At 54.7% G+C, this 21,317-nt stretch carries 26 protein-coding genes; 17 read left to right on the top strand and 9 right to left on the bottom strand.

Annotated features, from left to right (window positions below):
- The first annotated feature begins 167 nt into the window (after positions 1–167).
- The 5 genes from P1X16_RS12500 to P1X16_RS12520 all read left to right on the top strand — a co-directional run bounded on the left by P1X16_RS12500 (position 168) and on the right by P1X16_RS12520 (position 4,378).
- Complete coding sequence (locus P1X16_RS12500; protein WP_277229221.1) at positions 168–1,070, top strand: DUF58 domain-containing protein; 903 nt, start codon at positions 168–170, stop codon at positions 1,068–1,070.
- A gap of 76 nt (positions 1,071–1,146) precedes the next feature.
- The gene (locus P1X16_RS12505) at positions 1,147–2,019 is read left to right on the top strand and encodes a hypothetical protein (protein WP_277229222.1); all 873 of its coding nucleotides are present in this window, start codon (positions 1,147–1,149) and stop codon (positions 2,017–2,019) included.
- 120 nt (positions 2,020–2,139) lie between these two features.
- Positions 2,140–3,186, top strand: coding sequence for a VWA domain-containing protein (locus P1X16_RS12510; protein ID WP_277229223.1), 1,047 nt, complete (start codon positions 2,140–2,142; stop codon positions 3,184–3,186).
- Positions 3,187–3,242: 56 nt separating this feature from the next.
- A complete protein-coding gene (locus tag P1X16_RS12515) occupies positions 3,243–3,911 on the top strand; it encodes a YggS family pyridoxal phosphate-dependent enzyme (protein WP_277229224.1) in 669 nt (222 codons plus the stop codon).
- Between the two features lie 89 nt (positions 3,912–4,000).
- The gene (locus tag P1X16_RS12520; protein ID WP_245118955.1) at positions 4,001–4,378 is read left to right on the top strand and encodes a DUF423 domain-containing protein; all 378 of its coding nucleotides are present in this window, start codon (positions 4,001–4,003) and stop codon (positions 4,376–4,378) included.
- A gap of 81 nt (positions 4,379–4,459) precedes the next feature.
- Here the strand turns inward: P1X16_RS12520 and P1X16_RS12525 are convergent, their stop codons facing one another.
- The 4 genes from P1X16_RS12525 to P1X16_RS12540 all read right to left on the bottom strand — a co-directional run bounded on the left by P1X16_RS12525 (position 4,460) and on the right by P1X16_RS12540 (position 8,010).
- A complete protein-coding gene (locus P1X16_RS12525) occupies positions 4,460–4,975 on the bottom strand; it encodes a DUF1573 domain-containing protein (RefSeq protein ID WP_277229225.1) in 516 nt (171 codons plus the stop codon).
- 212 nt (positions 4,976–5,187) lie between these two features.
- A complete protein-coding gene (locus P1X16_RS12530) occupies positions 5,188–5,850 on the bottom strand; it encodes a hypothetical protein (RefSeq protein ID WP_277229226.1) in 663 nt (220 codons plus the stop codon).
- A gap of 140 nt (positions 5,851–5,990) precedes the next feature.
- Positions 5,991–7,412, bottom strand: a complete 1,422-nt coding sequence (locus tag P1X16_RS12535; RefSeq protein ID WP_277229227.1) for an AAA family ATPase — start codon at positions 7,410–7,412, stop codon at positions 5,991–5,993.
- A gap of 148 nt (positions 7,413–7,560) precedes the next feature.
- A complete protein-coding gene (locus P1X16_RS12540; protein WP_277229228.1) occupies positions 7,561–8,010 on the bottom strand; it encodes a PaaI family thioesterase in 450 nt (149 codons plus the stop codon).
- Between the two features lie 114 nt (positions 8,011–8,124).
- Here P1X16_RS12540 and P1X16_RS12545 point away from each other — a divergent pair, with 114 nt between their 5' ends.
- From P1X16_RS12545 to coaD, 4 genes are all read left to right on the top strand, one after another.
- The gene (locus P1X16_RS12545; RefSeq protein ID WP_277229229.1) at positions 8,125–8,724 is read left to right on the top strand and encodes a DUF4126 domain-containing protein; all 600 of its coding nucleotides are present in this window, start codon (positions 8,125–8,127) and stop codon (positions 8,722–8,724) included.
- Positions 8,725–8,752: 28 nt separating this feature from the next.
- On the top strand, positions 8,753–9,262 hold the full coding sequence (locus P1X16_RS12550; RefSeq protein ID WP_277229230.1) for an NUDIX hydrolase: 510 nt from the start codon (positions 8,753–8,755) through the stop codon (positions 9,260–9,262).
- Positions 9,263–9,759: 497 nt separating this feature from the next.
- Entirely contained in the window at positions 9,760–10,641 is an 882-nt protein-coding gene (locus P1X16_RS12555; RefSeq protein WP_277229231.1) for a DUF3822 family protein, read from the top strand.
- 88 nt (positions 10,642–10,729) lie between these two features.
- Positions 10,730–11,194, top strand: a complete 465-nt coding sequence (gene coaD, locus P1X16_RS12560; RefSeq protein ID WP_277229232.1) for a pantetheine-phosphate adenylyltransferase — start codon at positions 10,730–10,732, stop codon at positions 11,192–11,194.
- An 85-nt stretch (positions 11,195–11,279) separates the two neighbouring features.
- Here the strand turns inward: coaD and P1X16_RS12565 are convergent, their stop codons facing one another.
- Positions 11,280–11,966 carry an NUDIX hydrolase gene (locus P1X16_RS12565; protein ID WP_277229233.1) on the bottom strand — a complete coding sequence of 229 codons (687 nt, stop codon included), beginning with the start codon at positions 11,964–11,966 and terminating at the stop codon, positions 11,280–11,282.
- A 295-nt stretch (positions 11,967–12,261) separates the two neighbouring features.
- Between P1X16_RS12565 and P1X16_RS12570 the strand changes: the two genes are divergently transcribed.
- Positions 12,262–12,756, top strand: coding sequence for a metallophosphoesterase family protein (locus P1X16_RS12570; RefSeq protein ID WP_277229234.1), 495 nt, complete (start codon positions 12,262–12,264; stop codon positions 12,754–12,756).
- Between the two features lie 159 nt (positions 12,757–12,915).
- On the opposite strand, the gene P1X16_RS12575 is transcribed toward P1X16_RS12570, so the two are convergent.
- A complete protein-coding gene (locus P1X16_RS12575; protein ID WP_277229235.1) occupies positions 12,916–13,089 on the bottom strand; it encodes a hypothetical protein in 174 nt (57 codons plus the stop codon).
- Between the two features lie 98 nt (positions 13,090–13,187).
- Here P1X16_RS12575 and P1X16_RS12580 point away from each other — a divergent pair, with 98 nt between their 5' ends.
- From P1X16_RS12580 to P1X16_RS12595, 4 genes are all read left to right on the top strand, one after another.
- On the top strand, positions 13,188–14,228 hold the full coding sequence (locus P1X16_RS12580; protein WP_277229236.1) for a GntG family PLP-dependent aldolase: 1,041 nt from the start codon (positions 13,188–13,190) through the stop codon (positions 14,226–14,228).
- 217 nt (positions 14,229–14,445) lie between these two features.
- Entirely contained in the window at positions 14,446–15,714 is a 1,269-nt protein-coding gene (locus P1X16_RS12585) for a sodium:proton antiporter (RefSeq protein WP_277229237.1), read from the top strand.
- A gap of 54 nt (positions 15,715–15,768) precedes the next feature.
- A complete protein-coding gene (locus tag P1X16_RS12590) occupies positions 15,769–16,422 on the top strand; it encodes a metallophosphoesterase (protein WP_277229238.1) in 654 nt (217 codons plus the stop codon).
- A 75-nt stretch (positions 16,423–16,497) separates the two neighbouring features.
- Positions 16,498–17,166 (top strand): DNA-3-methyladenine glycosylase 2 family protein, encoded by a 669-nt coding sequence (locus P1X16_RS12595; protein ID WP_277229239.1) that lies wholly within the window; start codon positions 16,498–16,500, stop codon positions 17,164–17,166.
- Between the two features lie 42 nt (positions 17,167–17,208).
- Here the strand turns inward: P1X16_RS12595 and P1X16_RS12600 are convergent, their stop codons facing one another.
- From P1X16_RS12600 to P1X16_RS12610, 3 genes are read right to left on the bottom strand one after another with little or no spacing between them, the layout of a single operon-like run.
- Complete coding sequence (locus tag P1X16_RS12600) at positions 17,209–17,406, bottom strand: hypothetical protein (protein WP_277229240.1); 198 nt, start codon at positions 17,404–17,406, stop codon at positions 17,209–17,211.
- A 25-nt stretch (positions 17,407–17,431) separates the two neighbouring features.
- The gene (locus tag P1X16_RS12605) at positions 17,432–17,689 is read right to left on the bottom strand and encodes a hypothetical protein (RefSeq protein WP_277229241.1); all 258 of its coding nucleotides are present in this window, start codon (positions 17,687–17,689) and stop codon (positions 17,432–17,434) included.
- Positions 17,690–17,749: 60 nt separating this feature from the next.
- Positions 17,750–18,670 (bottom strand): DUF58 domain-containing protein, encoded by a 921-nt coding sequence (locus P1X16_RS12610; RefSeq protein ID WP_277229242.1) that lies wholly within the window; start codon positions 18,668–18,670, stop codon positions 17,750–17,752.
- A gap of 266 nt (positions 18,671–18,936) precedes the next feature.
- Between P1X16_RS12610 and P1X16_RS12615 the strand changes: the two genes are divergently transcribed.
- The 3 genes from P1X16_RS12615 to P1X16_RS12625 all read left to right on the top strand — a co-directional run bounded on the left by P1X16_RS12615 (position 18,937) and on the right by P1X16_RS12625 (position 21,089).
- Positions 18,937–19,293, top strand: coding sequence for a DUF3276 family protein (locus P1X16_RS12615; protein ID WP_277229243.1), 357 nt, complete (start codon positions 18,937–18,939; stop codon positions 19,291–19,293).
- A gap of 331 nt (positions 19,294–19,624) precedes the next feature.
- Entirely contained in the window at positions 19,625–20,722 is a 1,098-nt protein-coding gene (ychF, locus tag P1X16_RS12620; RefSeq protein WP_277229244.1) for a redox-regulated ATPase YchF, read from the top strand.
- A gap of 157 nt (positions 20,723–20,879) precedes the next feature.
- Complete coding sequence (locus P1X16_RS12625; protein ID WP_277229560.1) at positions 20,880–21,089, top strand: zinc ribbon domain-containing protein YjdM; 210 nt, start codon at positions 20,880–20,882, stop codon at positions 21,087–21,089.
- The last annotated feature ends 228 nt before the right edge of the window (positions 21,090–21,317 follow it).

Consider the following 21,317-nt stretch of genomic DNA (forward strand, 5'->3'; position numbering starts at 1 on the left):
CCTGAACGAGTAAGCACGAAATAGCAAGTTTTTCACGGCGCAAAAATACAATTTCCTTGGGGCTTCGCTGTTGATTCTTGTGGCTTCCTCTGAATTCTCGCGGTTTCCTGCGGGTTTTCCTTTCATACGAGTGCCAACCCTAACGCGATTCACGTAGTTTAGCTGATATGAACTCCCCCACTCCCACTCCGTTTCAGTTGCTCGTGCGCAAGCTTCGGCAGGTGGAAATCCGGATGCTGAAAGCAGTGGATGCGCAATTGCAAGGCAATTTCCATTCCGTATTTAAAGGTACAGGCCTCGAATTCGATGATGTCCGCCTCTATCAATACGGCGACGAAGTGCGGGCAATTGACTGGGCCGTGTCGAGCAAAGGACACGGCACGTTCATCAAAACCTACAAGGAAGAGCGCGAACAACAAGTGCTGCTGCTTTTCGACGTGAGTGGGTCTCAGCAGGTAGGGGCAGCCAATCGCCGCAAGCTGGATGTAGGCCGCGAAATTTGCGGAATTCTGGCCTTGGCCGCTGCCCGCCAAGACGCGCAACTTGGTTTGCTGGCTTTTTCCGACCAGAAAGAGCTGTACATGCCGCCCGGCAAAGGAGTGCGCCACGCGTATGCCCTCATTAAGCAGTTGTTCAACTTAGAGCCAAAGTCCCGGCAAACCGCCGTTGGGGCTGGTATCAAACAGGCCCTGGGGCTGCTAAAACGGCGCAGCATTATCCTTCTGATTTCCGATTTCATTGATACCGCCTACGAGCGGGAGCTAACCATGCTGGCCCGTAAGCACGACTTGGTAGTGGTGCAGCTGCTCGATCAGCGCGAACGGGAATTTCCGCCTTTGGGTATCGTGCCCCTCTACGACCAGGAATCGGGCCGCACTGTCTGGACCAATACGTCGTCGGCTAGCTTCCGGGCCCGCTACCGCGCCACCTACGAGCAAAACCGCTCGCAAATCGGTCAGATCTGCCGCCGGCACCGCACCGAATACCTTTCCATTGCCACCGACGCCGACTATGTTCCTCAGCTTATCCGGCTGTTTCGGCGGCGTAATTTGCGGGCGGGACGTGGGTAAGATCACCAAGACGTTGAAAAGTGCTTCCGGGCAACACAACGCGTTCCGTTGGCTGACGGGACTGTGTTTACTGCTTTTGCCTTATCTAGTTGCGGCGCAAGACCAAGCAGGTCCTCCACGGGGCCGGTTTTTGCAGCCGTCGGTTCGGGTTGGCGAAATCGTTGATTACGAGCTTAGCTATAGCCACGCGCCGGGGCTGAACGTTATTTTTCCTGATTCTACGGCCAACTATGCCCCTTTCGAGTTTGTAGGCAAAACGTACCGCCCCACCCGTACCCGCCAGGGCCGCAGCCTCGACGAAACGGTGTACCACTTGCGCACCTTCGCCCTCGATTCGGTGCAACGGCTGGCCGTACCGGTCACCATCCTGCGCGGCCGCGACACGCTGACCGTCCCGACTACGGTGGCTGCTGTACGGCTGGAGCGGGTGGTGCCTCCCTTAGCTACGGGTGCGGTGCCCATATTGCGGCAAAACACTACGCTGCTGCCCGTCGAGCCGGCCTTCAACTATCCGTATTGGCTGGCGGGTTTCGGTATTTTGGTTGTGGTGCTGGGCGGCGTGGCGTGGGGCTTTGGGCGCCGCTGGCGGCAGCGGTATCAGTTGTACAAATTGCGCAAGAACCACGTCTATTTCCTGGCCCAATATGCCCGCCACGTCGAGCGGTTCACGCTTAGCCGCTCGCTCACCAACATGGAGCGGGCCATTACGCTCTGGAAAAACTACCTCACCACCCTCGAAAACAACGTTATCAATAGCCTTACCACCCGCGAAATTGTGGCTTACTACGACAACGATACCGATGTAAGCTTGGCCCTTCGCCTCGCCGACCGGGTTATCTACGGCAACCGATTCACCGAAGACGAGGTCGAAACTGACCTGGCTTTCGGCCTCCTGCGCGATTTTGCCCAACGTCGGTTCGAGCTAGAGCAAGCACGAGTTGCGAAGTAAAACGGTTGTTTTGCAACCCTAGCATTGAGTGTGTGGTGTGCTGACAATATCAGATGTGCGTTAACATTGCACCAACAACATCCTAGGGCTCGTTTTCACCCTTGAATTAATCACCCATAAATGCAGCTTTGGCAACAGATTATTGGCCCCATGGTGGATAGCCTGCGCTATGCCACGCTAGCCAGTTATGCCTGGGAAATGCCGCGGTTGCTGTTTCTGATTGCGGGCATTCCGCTGCTATTTGTGGCACGCTGGCTGCTGGCGTACCGGCGGCGGAGCAAGCTAGGTGTGGCCTTCGTGCAGGGCCAGGTCCGCCGCGACTGGACGGCGGGGTTGCGCTTTATTCCGGATGTGGTGCTGGCCCTGAGCATGGCGTTTGGGGTGGTGGCACTCGCCCGCCCGCAGCGCACCGACGAGCGGGTGGTGCAGTCGGGTGAGGGTATCGACATTGTGCTTGTGCTCGACGTATCGGGCTCGATGGAGCTCGGCGACTTGCGCCCTAACCGCCTGGAGGCTGCCAAACGCATGGCCCACGAGTTTGTGGATGGCCGCTCCGGCGACCGACTCGGCTTGGTGGTTTTCGCGGGCGAGGCGTACTCGCTTGCTCCCCTTACCACTGACTATGAGTTGTTGCGCGAAAGCATCGACGGGCTGAAGCTCGGCATGATTGCCAACGACGGCACCGCCATTGGTACGGCGCTCGGGGTGGCCACTAACCGGTTGCGCGACTCGCGCAGCCGTACGCGGGTTTGCATCCTGCTCTCCGATGGAGAAAACACGGCGGGCAGCCTCGACCCGCTCACGGCGGCCCAGCTGGCGCATGCCTACGGCCTGAAAATCTACACTATCGGGCTGGGGCAAGATGGCGTGGTGCCCTTCGGTACCGACGGCTTTGGCCGCACCAACTACGTCAACACCCGTCTCGACGAAACCACGATGCGCCAGATTGCCGAAGCCGCGGAAGGCCAGTTCTTCCGCGCCACCGACAACGCCGCGCTCCGCCAGGTGTTTCAGCGCATCAACCGCTACGAGAAATCGGAAATCAAGCAGACTCGTTTCCGTAATACCCGGGACTATTACCGTATCTATTTGTTTTGGTGCGTAGGCTTGTGGCTACTCTGGCTCGGGCTGAAAAACACGTTTCTTACCAATGCTTTAGAGGATTAGCCAACTTCTTGGGTTGCTTTTCATCTGGGCAGCCCAAGGTTGATTTTCACCACCGAATGTCCATATCCGACAAAATTCAGTTTTTTGAAAGCCAGTTAGCAGGCACCAATTGCCGCTTGGTCACCGTCACGAAAACGCACCCGGTAGAGCGCCTGCAGGAAGCCTACGACGCGGGTGCCCGGCTTTTCGGCGAAAACAAAGTGCAGGAAATGGCCGCCAAGCAGCCCGAGCTACCCGCTAATATCGAGTGGCACCTTATTGGGCATCTGCAAACCAACAAGGTCAAGTACATTGCGCCGTTCGTGCACACCATCCAAAGCGTGGACAGTCTGAAGCTGCTTTTGGAAATGGAAAAGCAGGCGGCCAAGCACAACCGCGTCATCAACGGGTTACTTCAGTTTCACATTGCCGCCGAAGAAACCAAAACCGGCCTCACCTTCGCGGAAGCAGAGGAAATCTTGCAGTCAGAAGCCTTTAAAGGCTTGCAGCACGTTCGCCTAACCGGGGTGATGGCTATTGCCACCAACACCCCCGACGAAGCCCAGCTACGCCGTGAATTCAGTGAGTTGCGGGGGTATTTCGAACAGTTGAAATCTCGCTACTTCGCTGGCGAAGAGGCGTTCCGGGAAATATCGATGGGCATGAGCTCCGACTACCAGTTGGCCATTGCCGAAGGCAGCACGCTCATCCGGGTGGGCAGCGCTATTTTTGGCAGTAGAAACTAACGCCTTAGTAGTTGAATGGCTTAAATGGTTGGCCATTCGACCTCCCGCTAGCATCATCATCAACCATTTACCACTTCAATTTTTCCTTCATGACCGCACGAATCATTCTGCAGCTGGCCGCCTTGTTAGGAGCATTAGGCGTAGGCATTGGCGCTTTTGGGGCGCACGGCCTACGTCCGATGCTAGAGGCTTCTGGCCGCTTCGACACCTTTGAAACCGCTGTACGCTACCAGTTTTATCATGCCCTGGGCTTGCTGGCCGTGGGCATCTTGCTCCACGCCCGACCCGAATTGCGGCTGCTGAGCACAACGGCTTGGCTATGGCTAGGCGGCGTGCTCTTGTTTAGCGGTTCGCTCTACCTGCTGTGCTTCACTGGTATCACCAAGCTAGGTGCCGTTGCGCCCATTGGAGGCCTGCTGCTCATTGCCGGTTGGATTACGCTGCTGCTAGCAGCCCGGCAGGTGTAAGCTCACTAACAATCCTACAAAAAAGAGCGGCCCGCATGTAGCGGGCCGCTCTTTTTTATGCTAACAGCAAGGAAAAGAAGCTTACGACTTCTTCTTTGCTTTCATCTTGCTGTCGTCAACTTTCAGCTTGGTCTTGTCGCCAGCAGCAGCGGATTCGGTTTTCTCGGCAGATACGGTAGAGGCTTCTTTTACTTCACCTACTACCGATACCATAGCGTTGCCAGCTGCCGAGTTCGACTCGATGGTCAGCACTTTGTTCTGCATGCCCATTTTGCCGGTGGTGTTGAAGTTAGCCGTGATGGTACCGGTTTTGCCGGGCATTACGGGGTCTTTCGTCCACTCGGGTGTGGTGCAGCCGCAGCTTACCTGAATATTGGAAATTACGAGGGGCTGAGTGCCTACGTTCTTAAATTTGAAGACGTGGGTTACCACTTCACCTTGCTTGGCGGAACCGAAGTCGTACTTCATTTCATCGAACTGGATTTGCGGACCAGCTGGCTTCACCTGGGCATTGGCAGGCTTTACGGCGGCCGTCTGGGCCTGGGCGCCGAAGCCAGCGCAAGCCAGCGACAGGGCAAGTACGAATGCTTTTTTCATGAGGTGGTACTGCATTATGAGTTGAGATAAACAAAAATACGTGTTTCAACGGGCGTGGCAAGTTGAGTGCCAGCTTTCCTTATCAAGCAGATGCAAGTAATACAAAGATAGACATATAAGCCCGTGAGGATCGTTCCTGTTGTATCACATTAAATGAACCGGGACAGGCATTTGCCTGTCCCGGAGCCGTACATGCCAAAACAACTAAGTGCTTAGCTCTTAAATTCTTTGGAATAAGGAAATTGGCGGGAAGCTTTCCGCATAATAGTGGTCACAATGGAGTTGGTGTCGCTACCGAAGCCACGGGAAAGACTTTTGTCGTACTTCCACAGCAACTCACCAGATTTACCGTCGTGAATATTAATTAGGAGCTTGCCCGTATTTGTGGGACCACTGAATCCAACGGCCAAGCTCAGTGCTACTGCGGCCCCATTAGACATAGGCTGCGTGCTAGAAAACTCACCTGATATGATGCCGTCTACGCCCAATAGCTTAGCTAATTGCTCGGGGGTTTGGGTGGCAAGTTGAGCTGGCGTGAGGCCACTTTGGGCCAGCAACGCGTTGGTACGGGCTGGGTCTTGCACATCAACGGTTAGGTCATTGGAAGATTTTTGCTTCAAGAAGTACGAGTGCAACGCTTGCTGGACATCCAAGCCCTCGCGCTGCTCCAAGCGGGCTACTCCTTCAGGGCCGCCGTTTTTGGTTACTTCCTGTGGCCGAAGCTGTAGATGGGCGCCAAATGGCATGATGGCCAGAATTTTATGATTCTGAGCCAACGTCCGAAAATTGGTGTTAGTGTAAATCTCGCGCGTTTGGGCCAATGTGGTGAAAGGCAGAAGCGCAACTAGCAGCAGGGCGAATACTAGTTTTCTCATGACTAATTAGTTTGGAAGATGGAAAGATTTAATTGACTTCCGAAAGGAAGTAAAAAGCCTCTAAACTAATATTATGCCAAACAGATATTTAACCTCTACCTTTTCTGCCTCATTGAAATGCGACTTCTCTAGCGGCCCTGCTATTCCGGTTTCTCGGCCAGCAGCTTCTGATTGAAGTTCAGTAAAAACAGCTTTTCTGAGGCTCGCGTGACGGCAGTGTACAGCCAGCGGGCAAACTCGGAGTTCACCATGTCTTCCTTCAGGAAACCGTGGTCGACGAATACGGCTTGCCACTGTCCGCCCTGTGCTTTGTGGCATGTAAGGGCATAAGCAAACTTCACTTGCAGCGCGTTCAGGAACGGGTCTTTGCGGAGCGCCGCGCTTTTGTCGCGCTTGGTGGTAAGGTGTTCGTAATCTTTGCCTACCGCCTCGTACAGTTCTTTGCTGCGGTCGGCGGGCAGGGCGGGGCTTTCGGTGTGCAGCGTGTCGAGTAGGAGCTTAATTTCCATGTCTGGCTCGTCGGGGTAGTCGACGAGGCGGACGCGGGCATCGGCAAAATGAAATCCGAACTCCTCGGTGCGCCGGATGATTTTAACCACCTGCACAAAGTCGCCGTTGGCCAGAAAGCCCATTTCCGAATCCTTGGGCAGCCAGAAGTAATTGTTGCGCACCACCATGAGGTAGTCGCCCGACTCTATTTCGTCTTCGGCTTCAAACAGCACCCGCCGAATCAGTTGGTTGTACTGGTTGGCGTTCTTGTTGGAGCGACAGATGATAGTCGTATTCTCGTGCCCAAAGTTCTTATACGCCCAGCGCAAGCCGTCCTCCAGCTTGTCGCCGCCCATCTTAAACAGGTCGGGGTAGCCGCTCGTCACAAACTGAATATTGGGCTGCTCTTGCCGCAGCTCCTCGCGCAGCACCGTAGCGTTCATCAGAATACCCGACTGCTCGGCCTGACGCATTACCTGCCGCAGTTCCACCCCATCTACCGTGGCCCGGAAGCGGTGCCGCAGTAGCTCAGGGTCGAGGGCTGGGCTTAGGAGTTGACCCACAGGCGGCAGCTGCGCCGTATCGCCGATGAGCAACAGCCGGTTCGAAGGCTTCTCGAACACGTAATTCATCAAGTCGTCGAGCAGACCGTTTTCTCCGAAGGCTTTTTCATCGGAAATCATCGAGGCCTCGTCCACAATAAAAAGCGTGTCTTGGGCCCGGTTGGGCTGGCGCTGAAACGAGAGGCCCTGGGAAGGTGTGCCGCTGGTTTGGCGGTAGATTTTCTTGTGAATGGTGCTGGCCGAAACGCCGGCGTAGGCGCTCATCACCTTAGCGGCGCGGCCGGTGGGTGCCATCAGCACGTATTTGCGACCAAGCTTGTGCAGCCACTGTACCAGCGCGCTGACTACGGTGGTTTTGCCGGTACCGGCATATCCCCGCAGCACAAACGCTTTACGACCAGGCAAGTCGTCTTTCAAAAACAGATCCAGCTTATGGAAAAGCGTGGACTGATCCTGAGTGGGTTCGTAGGGAAAATGGTCGCGGACGGAGGGAGTACGAAGAGAAAGCATAGCGTATTGTCTGGTAACAAATCTACGCCCGTTTCAGGTCCCCGAAGGCACAAGATTCCCTCCCGGCCAGTACACATATTTCTGTCACATGCGGAAGCCTTCTTGCAGTAAGTACTTTAGCGCCTTCCGCTCTTGAAGTTGATTGGTCTCAGCCTTGCGGCTCTACCACGGCCATAGTAGCCGTTGCCTTGGCTATTAGCAGCTCGTCGCACCATACTTCGGCCTCACAAAAATGCAGGCGGCGTCCGGCCTTCAACACCCAACCTACGGCACGCAGCTTTTTACCTATGCCGGGGTGTAAGTAGCTGGTTTTTAGCTCCACCGTGACCACGCCCGTATCGTCGGGCACGAGGGTAACGGCAGCGAAACCGGCCACCAAGTCGGCCATGGTGGCGGTGAGGCCACCGTGCACAAAGCCGCGTTGCTGCTGGTGCTGCTCCTGGAGGAGTAATTCAGCCTCTACGCGGCCAGACTCGATGCGGGTGAGGTCGGCGCCGATGAGGTGCATGAAGTGCTGGCGCTTGAGTTTGCGGCGGATGCGGGCTTCGAGCGAGTCGTTGGCAGATGCGGATGGGGCGGGTGTTTCGGGAGTAGTCATCGGGGCCAAAGATAGGGCCGCGAATTGCAGGTTGTTGATTGCTACTTGCTGGTGGTTTCTGGTTAAATTGACCAAGGTCCGATCAATAGCAACCATCAATCAGCAACCTGCACCATGGAATACCTTTTGAGTGGCGCGTTAGGATTAGCCCTTGCCGCGTGCAGTGGCTTTCGGGTGTTTGTGCCGCTGCTGGCCGCCAGTATTGCGTATCATACGGGCGTGCTGCACCCCTCCCCGGGGTTTGCCTGGCTAGGTAGTTGGGCGGCCGTAGGGGCGCTAGGCACGGCTACGGTTATGGAAGTCTTGGGCTATTACTTTCCGGTAGTTGACAACTTACTGGATACGATAACAACGCCGGCGTCGTTTATAGCCGGTACTGTACTCATGACGGCTGCCTTACCCGACCTCGACCCAGTGGTACGGTGGGGGTTGGGGGTGCTGGTGGGCGGCGGCACGGCGGGCATCATCCAAACAGGCACTACGCTGCTGCGCGCAGGGTCCACGATGGGAACGGCCGGCCTTGGCAACCCTGTGCTAGCTACTGCCGAAAATACGCTAGCCGTGCTTGGTACCGTGCTAGCATTGCTACTGCCACTGCTGGCCGCCGGCTTGGTGCTGGTACTCGTGCTGTATATTGCCACCCGGTTGCGGCGCTGGCGGCAGCGCCGTAAGGGCCGCAAACCAGCCTCAGTGGTTCCCTTAGTCCAACACTGAGGCTTTCTGTTAAGTCATATACCATTAAATGTCCGCTCCTAATCCTCTTTCCGCTGGCCCGTCCCTCGACTCTTATACTGGTCTCGTCCGCGTACGAGTATGCGGCCTGCTCGTGCAGGAAGGCGCCCTGCTCCTGACCGCCCACCGTGGCTTGCTCCCCGATGATGCACCTTTCTGGTCGCCACCCGGTGGAGGCTGGCAGTTTGGCGAGACCATACAGGACTGTTTGCGGCGCGAGTTTCGGGAGGAAACAGGTTTGGATGTAGTTATAGGCCGGTTTTTGCATCTGCACGAGTACGGCAGCGCCGACTTGCAGGCTTTAGAGTTGTTTTTTGAAGTAACACCGGAGGATGCCACTGTAGTACCCCGCTTGGGCCACGACCCAGAACACGCCGCCGACAATCAACTCCTTACCAAACTGGCTTTCGTAGCACCCCGGCAGCTCATCCGGTTGCCAGCTGCCCAAGTGCACCCCGTACTACGCCAGATTATTAGCACCGATGATGTGTTCATCCCGCAAATCCGGTTTCAGAAGTGACTTTGCTGCGACTTTTTAGCGGTCTTATAACGGCTTCTGCCTTGCTTACGGCATGCCGTGAGGAAAAGCCTGTATTGTTCTCTGCCTACGATGAACTACACATGCTACAAGTGTATCCTGATGGCCACTTCAGATTGATGATGAATGGATTTGATTTCCATTACGGCACATACCAGATTATCAGAGACACTTTACATGTGACTTATGCTCGCAAGGAACCGATTCCTGTGAACGGTGCGGCACCTGTTTCCGCCAACCTAGTGCTACCCCGAACTTTCGTTATAAACAGAAAATCAAAAAGAGTTTTAGGATTAGACGGACAGCAATTCTGTGCATTTACAGAAGTTGATAAATTTTGATACTAAAGTAGCCCAAACAGCCCACGAAAGTGAATTGACTGAAGTCAGGCAGACGCCAATTAAGTTGGCCTGAGTACCTTTGGTCTTCTTCCCTACCCGTATTTGCCTGTGGCCTCCGACTCATTTGCTACTACTACTATGTCTATTTCCTCGTCGCAATTGCCGGCCCCTACAGCCCTGCACCGCCTGCGCGACGAGACCCTGGACCCTACTACCCTATCTGCTTATAACCTCTATCTAACCGCTAGCCCAGCTGGCCTACGCGTGGGCGTGGCCGATGTGCGCCGCAACAAATTTGTGGTGCTGGAAGATTATGCACCGCTGGCCGCTACGTCCTACGGCGGGCAGCTGCAAGCTTTGGCAGCTCACCACGATTTGGTTGGGCTAACTGGCTGGAATCATGTGCGGTTGTCCATCCAAAATCGTCACTTTACGCTGCTGCCCGCGCCGCTCCTGCGCCCCGGCGACGAGGCCACCTATCTGCGCCTGCACCACACCGTTGATGCTCAGCACGAAACCGTATTTTCATATACGCATGCCAGCCTGGAGCTAGCGAGTGTATTCGCGGCCGAAAACGAGATGACCACTTGGTTTAAGTCCATTTACCCGGCTGGCTCATTACTGCACCAAACCAGTGCCTTGCTCGAAGGCCTTATTCACCAGAGCGAGTCAACTACTACGCGTCGCTTGTACCTGAGCATTGGGCACCAAGAGGTAACGGTTGCCGTAATCCGCGACAAGCGCCCGGAGTTCTGCAACGTCTTCGCTTTCAGTTCGCCCGAAGATTTGATTTACTACACCATTCTGGTGATGCAGGAGTTGCAGCTCAACCCCGACCAGGACCCCGTAGTGGTGTGGGGCGACTTGATGCATGACTCTGAACTGTTCACCATCCTGCGCAAGTACATTCGCTATATCAAGTTCGGTAACCGCCCCTTCGATCTAAGCTACAGCTACCGCCTTAATGAATTGTTCGAATACCGCTTCTTCGAGCTCTACAGCCTTCATCTATGCGAGTAACGGAGTTTGCGGAGTAATCAAGGAATACTGTTCAACGAATACGAGCCACTGAGTTAGGTTGCAACTCAACTACTACTCCTACTTCCCTATGCGCATCGCTCTGTTCCCTGGTTCCTTCGACCCGTTCACCAACGGCCACTTGGATGTGGTGCGGCGCGGCGCGGACCTATTCGATGAAATTATCATTGCCATCGGCAACAATAGTAGCAAGACCCGCTATTTGCCCGTGGAGCAGATGATAGCCATGATTGAGGAAGTGTTTCGCGAAGAGCCGCGCGTGTCAGTGCGGGCCTACAAAGGCCTTACCGCCGACTTTGCCCGGGAGGTTGGGGCCCGCTACCTGCTACGCGGCCTGCGCAACACCACCGATTTCGAATACGAAAACACCATTGCGCAAGCCAACCGCCACGTCAACCCAGAGCTGGAAACGGTCTTCCTGATTACTTCTCCCGCACTTGCTGCCATCAGCAGCACGATTATTCGGGAAATTCACCGTTTCGGTGGCAACGTTAATAGCTTCGTTCCATTTGAATTGCCGCCATTCCAAAGCTAGCCACGCAATAATTATAGAGCCACAACGAGAAGGGGCGTACCAATTGTATTTGGCACGCCCCTTCTCGTTGTGGCTTATTGCAATGTTAGTTCTTGATCGAATGACCCGCCATTTCGCTTAGGTAATGGCGCATCACTAGTGCAATGCTGGCATACGACGATTCTAGAACCGTCAGCGCCTCTTGGGGCGTCATCCAGCGCACTTCTTCAATGTATTCTTCGGCTTGGGGCTTCATCAACGTGTCGTCGAGGCAGCGCATCACGTACCAGTTGGTTTTCTTAAGGATCTTGTTGCCGTTGTAGGCATAGGAATGCCACGTGCTCGGCAATTTGTCGCCAAGCTCTACTTTGATGTTGCATTCCTCTTCGACCTCGCGCAAAGCGCCAAGACCAGGATCTTCTTCTTTTTTGAGCTTGCCTTTCGGCAAATCCCATTTGCCTAACCGGTAGATCATCAGCACCTTACCTTGTTTCACCACGAGGCCACCGGCGGCCTTCACGATGCGAAACTGGTCTTTTAGGTGCAGGATAAGGCGGCTTTTTTTGCGCGCCAGCATGGTCAGAGAAGTTAGCTTCTTCAGCTTTTTCACTTCCATGAGCCGCAGCAGCCGGTCCACGAACACATCCGTGACGTCGCGCACTAGAACGTCACCTACTAGATCCTTGGAGGTAAACTCGTCTTCCGGATTCAGAATCAGGTCGTACTTGTGCTTGTACACTTTATCGCTGTTCTTCTTGATGATCAGCGGAATATCGTTGATGAAGACGTTCATCGCGGGGTAATCTGGAGGGGTACAAACAATGAGAAATACAGGACACGGCCCGCTGCAAAGCACAACATAAATCTTCGCAAACGAAAGTGCAAGGTGAACGGCAAGATACGGGCTACTGTCAGTTGAGTTGTTAGACGAGGCGAGAAGAGGAAATTGCGCGATACGAAACCAGTGCACTACGTAGGCTATTCAAACAAGTAAAAGCTTGCTCTACTGGCCTGAAATGCATCAACACAACAGTAAAATCCTTGTTTCACGGTCTTTACTATTTCCTGCCCTCTCCTACCTTCGCCTGATGAAGAAAATCGGCTTGCTCTCCGACACCCATAGCTACCTCGACGAACGAATTCTGCACCACTTGAGCGGCTGCGACGAAATATGGCACGCCGGCGACTTTGGAATTGCGGCCGTCGCGGAGCAGCTCGCGGAGGTGGCGCCGCTGCGCGGCGTCTACGGCAACATCGATGGCCGCGACGTGCGCGACACCCAGCCGCTGGTGCAAGCTTTCGATATAGAGGGCTTACGGGTGCTAATGACGCATATTGGGGGCTATCCGGGGCACTACAGTCCGGCTGCGCGGCCTTTACTTCAGCAAGAGCGCCCTGGCCTGTTCATCAGTGGGCATTCGCACATCCTCAAGGTTATGCCCGACGCTAAGCTCGGCTTGCTGCACCTTAACCCGGGGGCAGCTGGCCGCCACGGCTTTCACAAAGTCCGTACCATGCTGCGCTTCCAAGTAGCCGATGGCAAAGTGCAGCAGCTTCAGGTTGTAGAGCTAGGCCCTAAATAAACTGTACTTGCCAGGCCGCCCCGTTACAACAGTGCCAGACAGCATCCATGATGGGGCTGGAAATAGAAAAGCGTCTTCCCTTTGCCAGGAAAGACGCTTTCATATGATTCTGACCAAACCCACCGACACCGGGGTCGGGTGTGCCAGAGGATGCGCAGCTTAGGCCGCGGCTTCGGTATTGGTGGTGCCAGTTTTCGAGAAACGGGCTTTCAGTTCTTCGATGTCAACGTTCTTGAGAACGGGAGTCAGCAACAGTTGCTTGATAACGGTTTGCTTGTTGTTGGCGCGGGCAATGTTCTTGCGGTGCTTGCGCTTCAATCGGGTAACGCTCATTTTTTCCGGGTCGGTTAAGGTCTTTCTGTAAAGGAGGGGCAAAAGTAAGTCATAAATTTGAAACCGGAAAACCTTTCCTCTTTTTACCTTCTCCACTGATGATGAATTCGTTGATTGATTTACGCTCGGATACGGTCACGCGTCCTACCTCCGCTATGCTGGAGGCTATGTTTAAAGCTCCTGTTGGCGACGACGTATACGAAGAAGACCCCACGGTGCGGGCATTGGAACAAGAAGCTGCCGCTCGGTTTGGGCTGGAGGCTGGTTTGTTCTGCCCCTCCGGCACCATGACCAACCAGATTGCCATCAAGGCACACACCGAACCGCTGTCGGAAGTGGTGTGCGAACAAAATTCGCACATCTATCTGTGGGAAGTAGGTGGTATTGCCTTCAACTCAGGAGCTTCGGTGGCGCTGCTGCCGGGCGAACGGGGCCGCCTCACTGCTGCGCAGGTGGAGGCCGCTATTCGCCCCGTGAATGTGCATTATCCCACTACCAGCCTGATTTCGCTTGAAAATACCCACAACCGGGGCGGGGGCAGCTGCTACGACTTACACGAGCTGGAAGCTATTGCCGAGGTGGCGCGGCGGCACCGCATTCCGTTGCACCTCGATGGGGCCCGCGTCTTCAACGCCTTGGTATCTACCGGCCAGCAAGCTGCTGACTATGGCCGCATCTTCGATACTATTTCCGTGTGCTTGTCGAAGGGCCTTGGGGCACCGGTCGGCTCTGTACTATTGGGAAGCAAGGCGTTTATTCAGAAAACCAAGCGCATCCGTAAGGTACTGGGTGGTGGCATGCGGCAGGCAGGCTACTTGGCGGCCGCGGGTTTGTACGCACTGGAAAACAACGTAGACCGCCTAGCCGACGACCACCGTCGCGCCAAGCAAATAGAGGCTACCCTGGCCCTTCAGCCCTACGTGGCCGAGGTATTGCCCGTGGAAACCAACCTCGTCATTTTCCGTTTGCGTCCTGAGATGCCAGCCGAGCAGTTTCTGGCGCGGCTAGAGGAGCAAGGCATCAAAGCGGCCTCGTTTGGTCCCCAAATGATTCGCTTTGTAACGCACTTGGACGTTGATGATGCCATGACTGCGCGCCTCGAAAACGTGCTAGCAATGGGGCAGGCGGCAGGCAGCTAATGAATCTTTCTGCCATACCGGCCTTTCACATTTTAAAGCAATAGCTTGGGGCAGAAAATTCTGTGGTAGTCTGGGCGAGCTATTTGCTAACTCGCCCAGACTACCACAGAATTTTCTGCCCCATGGCTCCCAATAACAGGTGGCTCCTAGTGGCCACTTTCCACAAGTTCGATTGAGCTTGTTGCTATTGCGAGGCAGCTCCTCTTTTGCCTAGTCAATGGAATTATACAACACCTTTGCCATACTCATTGTGGCCGCCGCAACTTTTGGCTACCTCAATCATCGTTTTTTGCGGCTGCCAGGCACAATCGGGCTAATGATACTGGCTTTAGTCTCTTCGCTCATTGCTATCGGGCTAGGCCGGTTGGGAGTGCCGTGGGTGCTAACGGCCAGCCAACTCCTGCGCGGCCTCGACTTCCACACAATCCTCATGCAGGTGATGCTCAGCTTTCTGCTCTTTGCAGGGGCCATTCACGTGGACGTGCGGGCCTTAGGCCGAGAGTTGGCGCCAGTACTATCGTTGGCTACGGCAGGCACACTGTTGTCCACTGTACTGGTTGCTATGGCCACGTACTACATTTTTCCGCTATTCGGGCAGCCTATTGAGTTCATTTATTGCCTGCTGTTTGGCGCCTTGATTTCCCCCACCGACCCTATTGCCGTGCTCGGTATTCTGAAAGAGGCTCGTATTGCTCCAAATCTTGAAATAAGGATTGTAGGCGAATCGCTGTTTAACGACGGCGTGGCAGTAGTGATATTTGTGAGCTTGTTTCAAATCGCGCAGTTTGGGGCGGAACAGGCTACACCAGCCGTAATCGGTGAGCTATTTTTGCGCGAAGCTGTGGGTGGTATCGTGCTTGGCGCTGCTCTAGGGTATGTCACCTTTTGGGCGTTGCGCTCTATTGATAACTACAAAGTAGAAGTGCTGCTAACCTTAGCCCTGGTGATGGGCGGCACGGCCTTGGCCACTACCCTGCACACCTCGGGGCCACTGGCCATTGTGGTAGCGGGCCTAATTGTGGGCAACCAGGGCCGTAAGAAAGGTATGTCCGACTTGACCCGCGAGTATCTAGATAAGTTCTGGGAAGTACTGGATGAGATACTAAACGCCGTGCTCTTCGTGCTGATTGGCCTGGAAATGCTAGTGCTCAACATCAGCCGCACGACGCTGCTAGTTGGCGCGGTGGCCGTTGTGGTAGTACTGCTAGCCCGCTTGGTATCGGTAGCTCTCCCCCTGACGTTGCTGAAGAAGTATTACCCGTTCGACCGGCCTACGCTACGGGTGCTCACCTGGGGTGGGCTGCGCGGCGGTATCTCCGTGGCCCTTGCGTTGTCGCTACCCAATAGCATGCCCCGCGACCTGCTGGTAGGCATCACGTATGTGGTAGTGGTGTTCAGCATTATCGCGCAGGGTTTAAGTATTGGCCTGCTAGTAAAGAAACTCGGGCTAAGTACAGATACGTCGCCCGCGGGCGACGGTCATTAGCGGCGGCTTAGCACGCATAGCCTCGCCCCGCTGTTTTTTCTCGTATCTCTGTTTATGAACCTCTTTGTGATAGGTGATGTACATGGCTGTTTTCACACCTTCGATAAGCTGTTGCAGCACTGGCAACCCAACCAAGAACTGTTGGTTCAAACCGGTGATTTAGTGGACCGGGGCAACTTTGCGCCGGAGTGCATAGCGCTAGCCATGGAGCTGGAAGCGCAATACCCGGGCCGCACCGTGTTTTTGAAAGGCAATCATGAAGCGGCTATGCTTACGCACTATGGTCCGCGTGGCCCCTACCCTCCCTGGCTGGAATGGGGTGGCCGATCCACGGCCCAGCAGTATACTGGTCGCCGCTCGTTGCTTGTCTCGCATTTAGGGTGGCTTGCTCGTCGGCCGCTGCTCTGGGAAAACGCCCATCTGCTTATCAGCCATGCTGGCATTGCCGACACCCCCAATCCGCTCGATGAAGACCATCCCGATGGTATTTTGTGGCGGCGCGGGCCTCTGCTCAACATCGGTAAGCGCCAAGTTATTGGCCACACCCCAACCCCTTACGGCGAACCTACTTATGATGCCCAGGCCGATGTACTCAACATTGATACCGGCGCTTATCTTGGGCAGAACCTAGCCGGGGTCCTGATGTCGCAGACGGGGGATTTTCTCAACGAGTTTCTCGTTCCAGCTTTACCCGTTGATATCAATTAAGCTTCAGCAGCTGTTCACGTAGCTGTCAGGAGGCCCTTGCTGTACCTGCTCGCTCACTGCCGTTCTCATTTGCTTATGCCTTCTGCTCCGCGCAAACCCGCTTTCCCTCCCACTCTTCCCGCCAGCGACTCTGCGGCCGCCCTCACGCATTTGCGTTCGGCTGATCCGGTGTTAGCAACCATTATCGAACGGGGCCGGCCTATTCAGCCTTCGGCGCACGAAGACTTATACCTGGCGCTGCTCCGGGCCATTGTCAGTCAGCAGATTTCAACCAAAGCCGCCGCGGCTATCTGGCGCAAAGTACAAGCGCTGTTTCCGCCCGATGGCTATCCTGAGCCGGCCGCCCTGCTTGCACTCACCGACGAAGACTTGCGCACTGCCGGCTTATCGAGGCAGAAAGCGGGCTACCTGCGGGCCATTGCCGATTTTGCCCAGCGCGACCAACTCGACCACGCGCACCTAAGCCAGCTTTCCGAAGACGACTTTACCCGTCATCTTACCCAAATAAAAGGTGTGGGCCGCTGGACTGCCCAAATGCTCCAGATGTTTGCACTCGACCAGCCTGATGTATTTGCCGAGGGCGACTTGGGCGTTCAGAATGCTATGCGCAAGCATTATGGACTGGAAGAAACCGGCAAAGCCCTGCTCCGCCGCATGACCGAAATTGCGGAGCCCTGGCGTCCGTACCGCTCCTTGGCGTGTAAGTACTTGTGGCAGTCGTTGGACAATCAGCCTGCCGCTTAGGCAGCGGGGGCACAAGAGTTTGCCGCATATAATAAAGCAGTACTACTCGTCTAGCTCCCCCGACCGTTTTTGGTCGAAGTATGTCACGACCATGGCTATTACGGCGGCCACATACGGCACACAGAAGCCAAACGCCATCCACCGCCACAACGACCGGTCGTTCATGTGGGCAATGTAGGCGGTGATTAGCGCCGAGGGAATGCACAGAAAGAGCAGCGCGCAGATGATGTCAATAAGCATGGAAAAAGGGCACTAAAGGAGGTGGCTAGAGGTACAGGTCAGGAACTTGCCCCAGCTGGTCTGCTAGAAGCCAGCCCTCCGGTTTCAGTTTAGGGTAGAACCATTGGGCGCCGCCAGCTAGCCAAGCAGCCCGATACTGCCGAGCACTATCAGGCGTGTGGTCTTGGTAGCCGAACTCTGCCCCGCAACACTCGCAGATGCTATGATCCGGCGCGTTTCCGTTTGGCCCCCAAGGCGACTCATCGTAGTCGAGGCCGCACACACGGCAATACCAGGCAGCCATCGTTTTGTTATAAAAAATACTATTGCAGCACAAACACCAGCTCACGCGGCCATCTTGGTTCTAGCGTACTTTTCCTCGCTTTACTAAGTAAGCATACAGAACCTTATCGAAGGGCTCCCGAATATCGACTGGCACAAAATCGATTTTGTATTGTCCGCACCGAAGCACGAGTTCGTGCTCATACTTTTGCATGGCGGCGCGGTATTGTTCGCGCACCTGCGAAGGCTGCAGCTTTACCGTTTCGCCGGTTTCCACATCCTCGAACACATAGGGCCGATCTTGAAAAGCAAAATCGGCTTCGGTAGCACGGTCCATGATGTGGAAGAGCAGTACTTCGTGGTTCTGGTGACGCAGGTGCTGCAAGGCCGCTAGCGTAGCCGTTTGCTCCTCGGGCGCCCGGCCTAGCATGTCCGAAAACAGCACTACCAACGAGCGTTTTGGGATTTGCTGCGCAATGGTGTGAATGACGCCCGACACATCAGTAGTGGCGCGGCGCGGCGTGGGCGGACGCTCCAGCAGCTGTTGGAGCGTGAGCAGCAACGTATGGCGGTGGGTGCTGGTACTACGCACAGGCGTCTGCAATTCCACCCGATCGGCGAAGGTTACGAGCCCTACGGCGTCACGCTGCTTTTGGAGCATCGTGGTGATGGCCGCCGCACATAGCACCGCAAAACGCAGCTTATCGTGGCCAGGCGCCGGGTAATACATGCTTGGGCTTACGTCGAGCAATAGGTGACAGCGCAAGTTGGTTTCCTCTTCGTAGCGCTTCACAAACAGCTTATCGGTACGGGCAAACACCTTCCAGTCGAGGTGGCGCGTGCTTTCACCGGGGTTGTAGAGGCGATGTTCGGAAAACTCAACCGAAAACCCGTGGTATGGCGACTGGTGCAGGCCCGTGATAAACCCCTCAACAAGCTGGCGGGCTAGGAATTCTAAATTTTCGAAGGAACGAACGGCGGCCAGGTCGAGCGGCTGAGACATAGGCAGAAGGTTCAAAAATCAAGTGGAGCGCAGGGCCCCCGTGGTACGGAATATTTAAAGCTACTGCTTTGCCTTGGCAAATCCTTGATACGCGGTTTTAAGATCAAAAAGGCCCTTTTTCAGAACAACGAACTAGGTTACTTAACAAACATACCCGGAGGTGGTTCAAAAAAGCTTGCCTTTAAATTTTTATATCTGAATGGAAGCTCGTATTTTTCCGGAACACTTCAATCATCTTAGAATAACATAACTTTACAGAAGGCACTGTGGAAGACCGTCACGACCAAGAAGAAATCTATTCGCAACGTATTAAGGCTGGCAAACGCACGTATTTCTTCGACGTGAAAGCTACTCGCGGCCAGGATTATTATCTAACCATCACGGAAAGCAAACGCAAGCTCCGCGACGACGATACCTTCTCTTACGAGAAGCATAAAATCTTCCTCTACAAGGAAGACTTTCTGAAATTCGTTGACGCTCTGCAAGATGCCGTAGAATTTGTACGTGAAGAGCTGTTAACCCCCGAGGAAGTCGCTGAGCTCGACCGTCCGCGTCCCGCCTATGACCACCACCACGACGGTGAAAACGGCTTCAACCCGAACCGCGCTGATGACCAGTATTAACCCCTGACGCTACCGAAACACTCTTTACTCAATAATCTATCGTTATCCTATGCGGCGCGCATTAACCTTCGGGTTGGTGCGCGCCATTTTTTATTTGGGGGCTGCAACTTTACTTTTAAAACACGCAAGCTTCGCTGGTAAGCGGACACCAAGTCGAGCAAGCCGGCAACTACTCTTAATTGAGTGAGTTGATACGGAATGCGCGTAAGGTGCCCTTTGCGCTCCTTGCTGGAACATGCCGCAGCAAAGCCGCTTAAAACGCCGTACCTTTGCACCCGAATTGCGCGGCTAAACGGCAACTCACTATTTCACCACTTCACTATCTCACCTTATGGGTCTCCGCTGCGGTATCGTCGGCCTGCCAAACGTCGGCAAATCCACGCTTTTCAACGCCCTTTCCAACGCTAAAGCCGAATCGGCCAACTATCCTTTCTGCACCATCGAGCCTAACGTGGGCGTGATTACCGTGCCCGACGAGCGGCTCCAGATTCTGGAGGCGCTGGTAAACCCCAAGCGGGTGCTACCGACCATTATCGAGTTTGTAGACATTGCAGGTCTCGTGAAGGGCGCTTCCAAGGGTGAAGGCCTTGGCAATAAATTCCTGGCCAACATCCGGGAGGTAGACGCTATTATCCACGTTATCCGCTGCTTCGACGACCCTAATATTGTGCACGTAGCGGGCGGGGTTGACCCGGTTTTCGACAAAGACGTTATCGACACCGAGCTGCAAATCAAAGACTTAGAGAGCATCGACAAGAAGCTGGCGAAGTCGGAGCGCAGTGCCAAGGGCGGCGACGCGCAGGCGAAGAAGGAAGTAGCTGCTCTGCAGCGCTTCAAAGCAGCACTTGAGGGCGGCCAAAACGCCCGGGCCCTGCAGGCTACCCCCGAAGAATTGGAAGCTGTAGCGGATTTGCAGTTGCTCACCATCAAGCCGGTTATCTACGTGGCCAACGTGGACGAGGCCAGCATCACGAATGGCAACGCACACACGGCCGCGCTACAAGCCCACGTAGCGCAAGAAGGCGCCGAAGTGGTGCTGGTATCGGCGGCTATCGAGTCGCAGATTGCCGAAATGGAAGATCCCGAGGAAAAAGAAATGTTCTTGGCTGAATACGGCCTGAAAGAGTCGGGCTTGAACCGCCTAATTCGAGCTTCATACTCGCTGCTCAACCTGATTACGTACTTCACGGCCGGTGTGCAGGAGGTACGTGCCTGGACCATCCATAAGGGCGACAAGGCACCAGCCGCCGCGGGCGTTATCCACTCCGACTTCGAGAAAGGCTTTATCCGCGCCGAAGTGATTAAACTGGCCGACTATCAGGAATATAAGACGGAAGTGAAGATCAAGGAAGCAGGTAAAATGGCCGTGGAAGGCAAAGACTACGTGGTGCAGGACGGCGACATCATGCACTTCCGCTTCAACGTATAATTAGCTCAAGCTTAACGTCCTTTTGTACTTGTCATCCTGAGCGTGCGAAGGACCTTATTACACGTGAACAACTACCGTTTGGGCGTGGCAAGGTCCTTCGCAAGCTCAGGATGACGGGTAAGACGCAACTTTGCGCCATCCTTAAGTCATGCTCCTCATGGAAGTAAAAGACAGCAACGGCAACCAACTCGCCGAAGGCGACTCAGTGACGCTCATCAAAGACCTGAAAGTAAAAGGGTCGTCGCTCACGCTCAAACGCGGCACGATGGTGAAGAACATCCGCCTCACCAACAGCCCCGCCGAAATCGAAGGCCGCGCTGGTGGTAGCACGATGGTACTGAAAACCGAGTTTCTGAAGAAGGCCTAACACGGCAGTTTCTTCAATAGCGTGTATATAATATAAACGCTCTGGTCGTTGTTCGATCAGAGCGTTTTTTATTTCAATATCAATGAGAGCAATATTTTGGCTTTTCACAGTAGCTACTCTGCTAGGAAGTTGCAAACGAAAGCCTGTTATAGTACAGGAGACAGGCTTTCTGGTTTTAGACAACGCTCGAAACTGTACGAGCTTTGACTACTTTATACCATGTAGTAT

The sequence above is a fragment of the Hymenobacter sp. YC55 genome (assembly GCF_029433095.1).
Taxonomy (GTDB): domain Bacteria; phylum Bacteroidota; class Bacteroidia; order Cytophagales; family Hymenobacteraceae; genus Hymenobacter.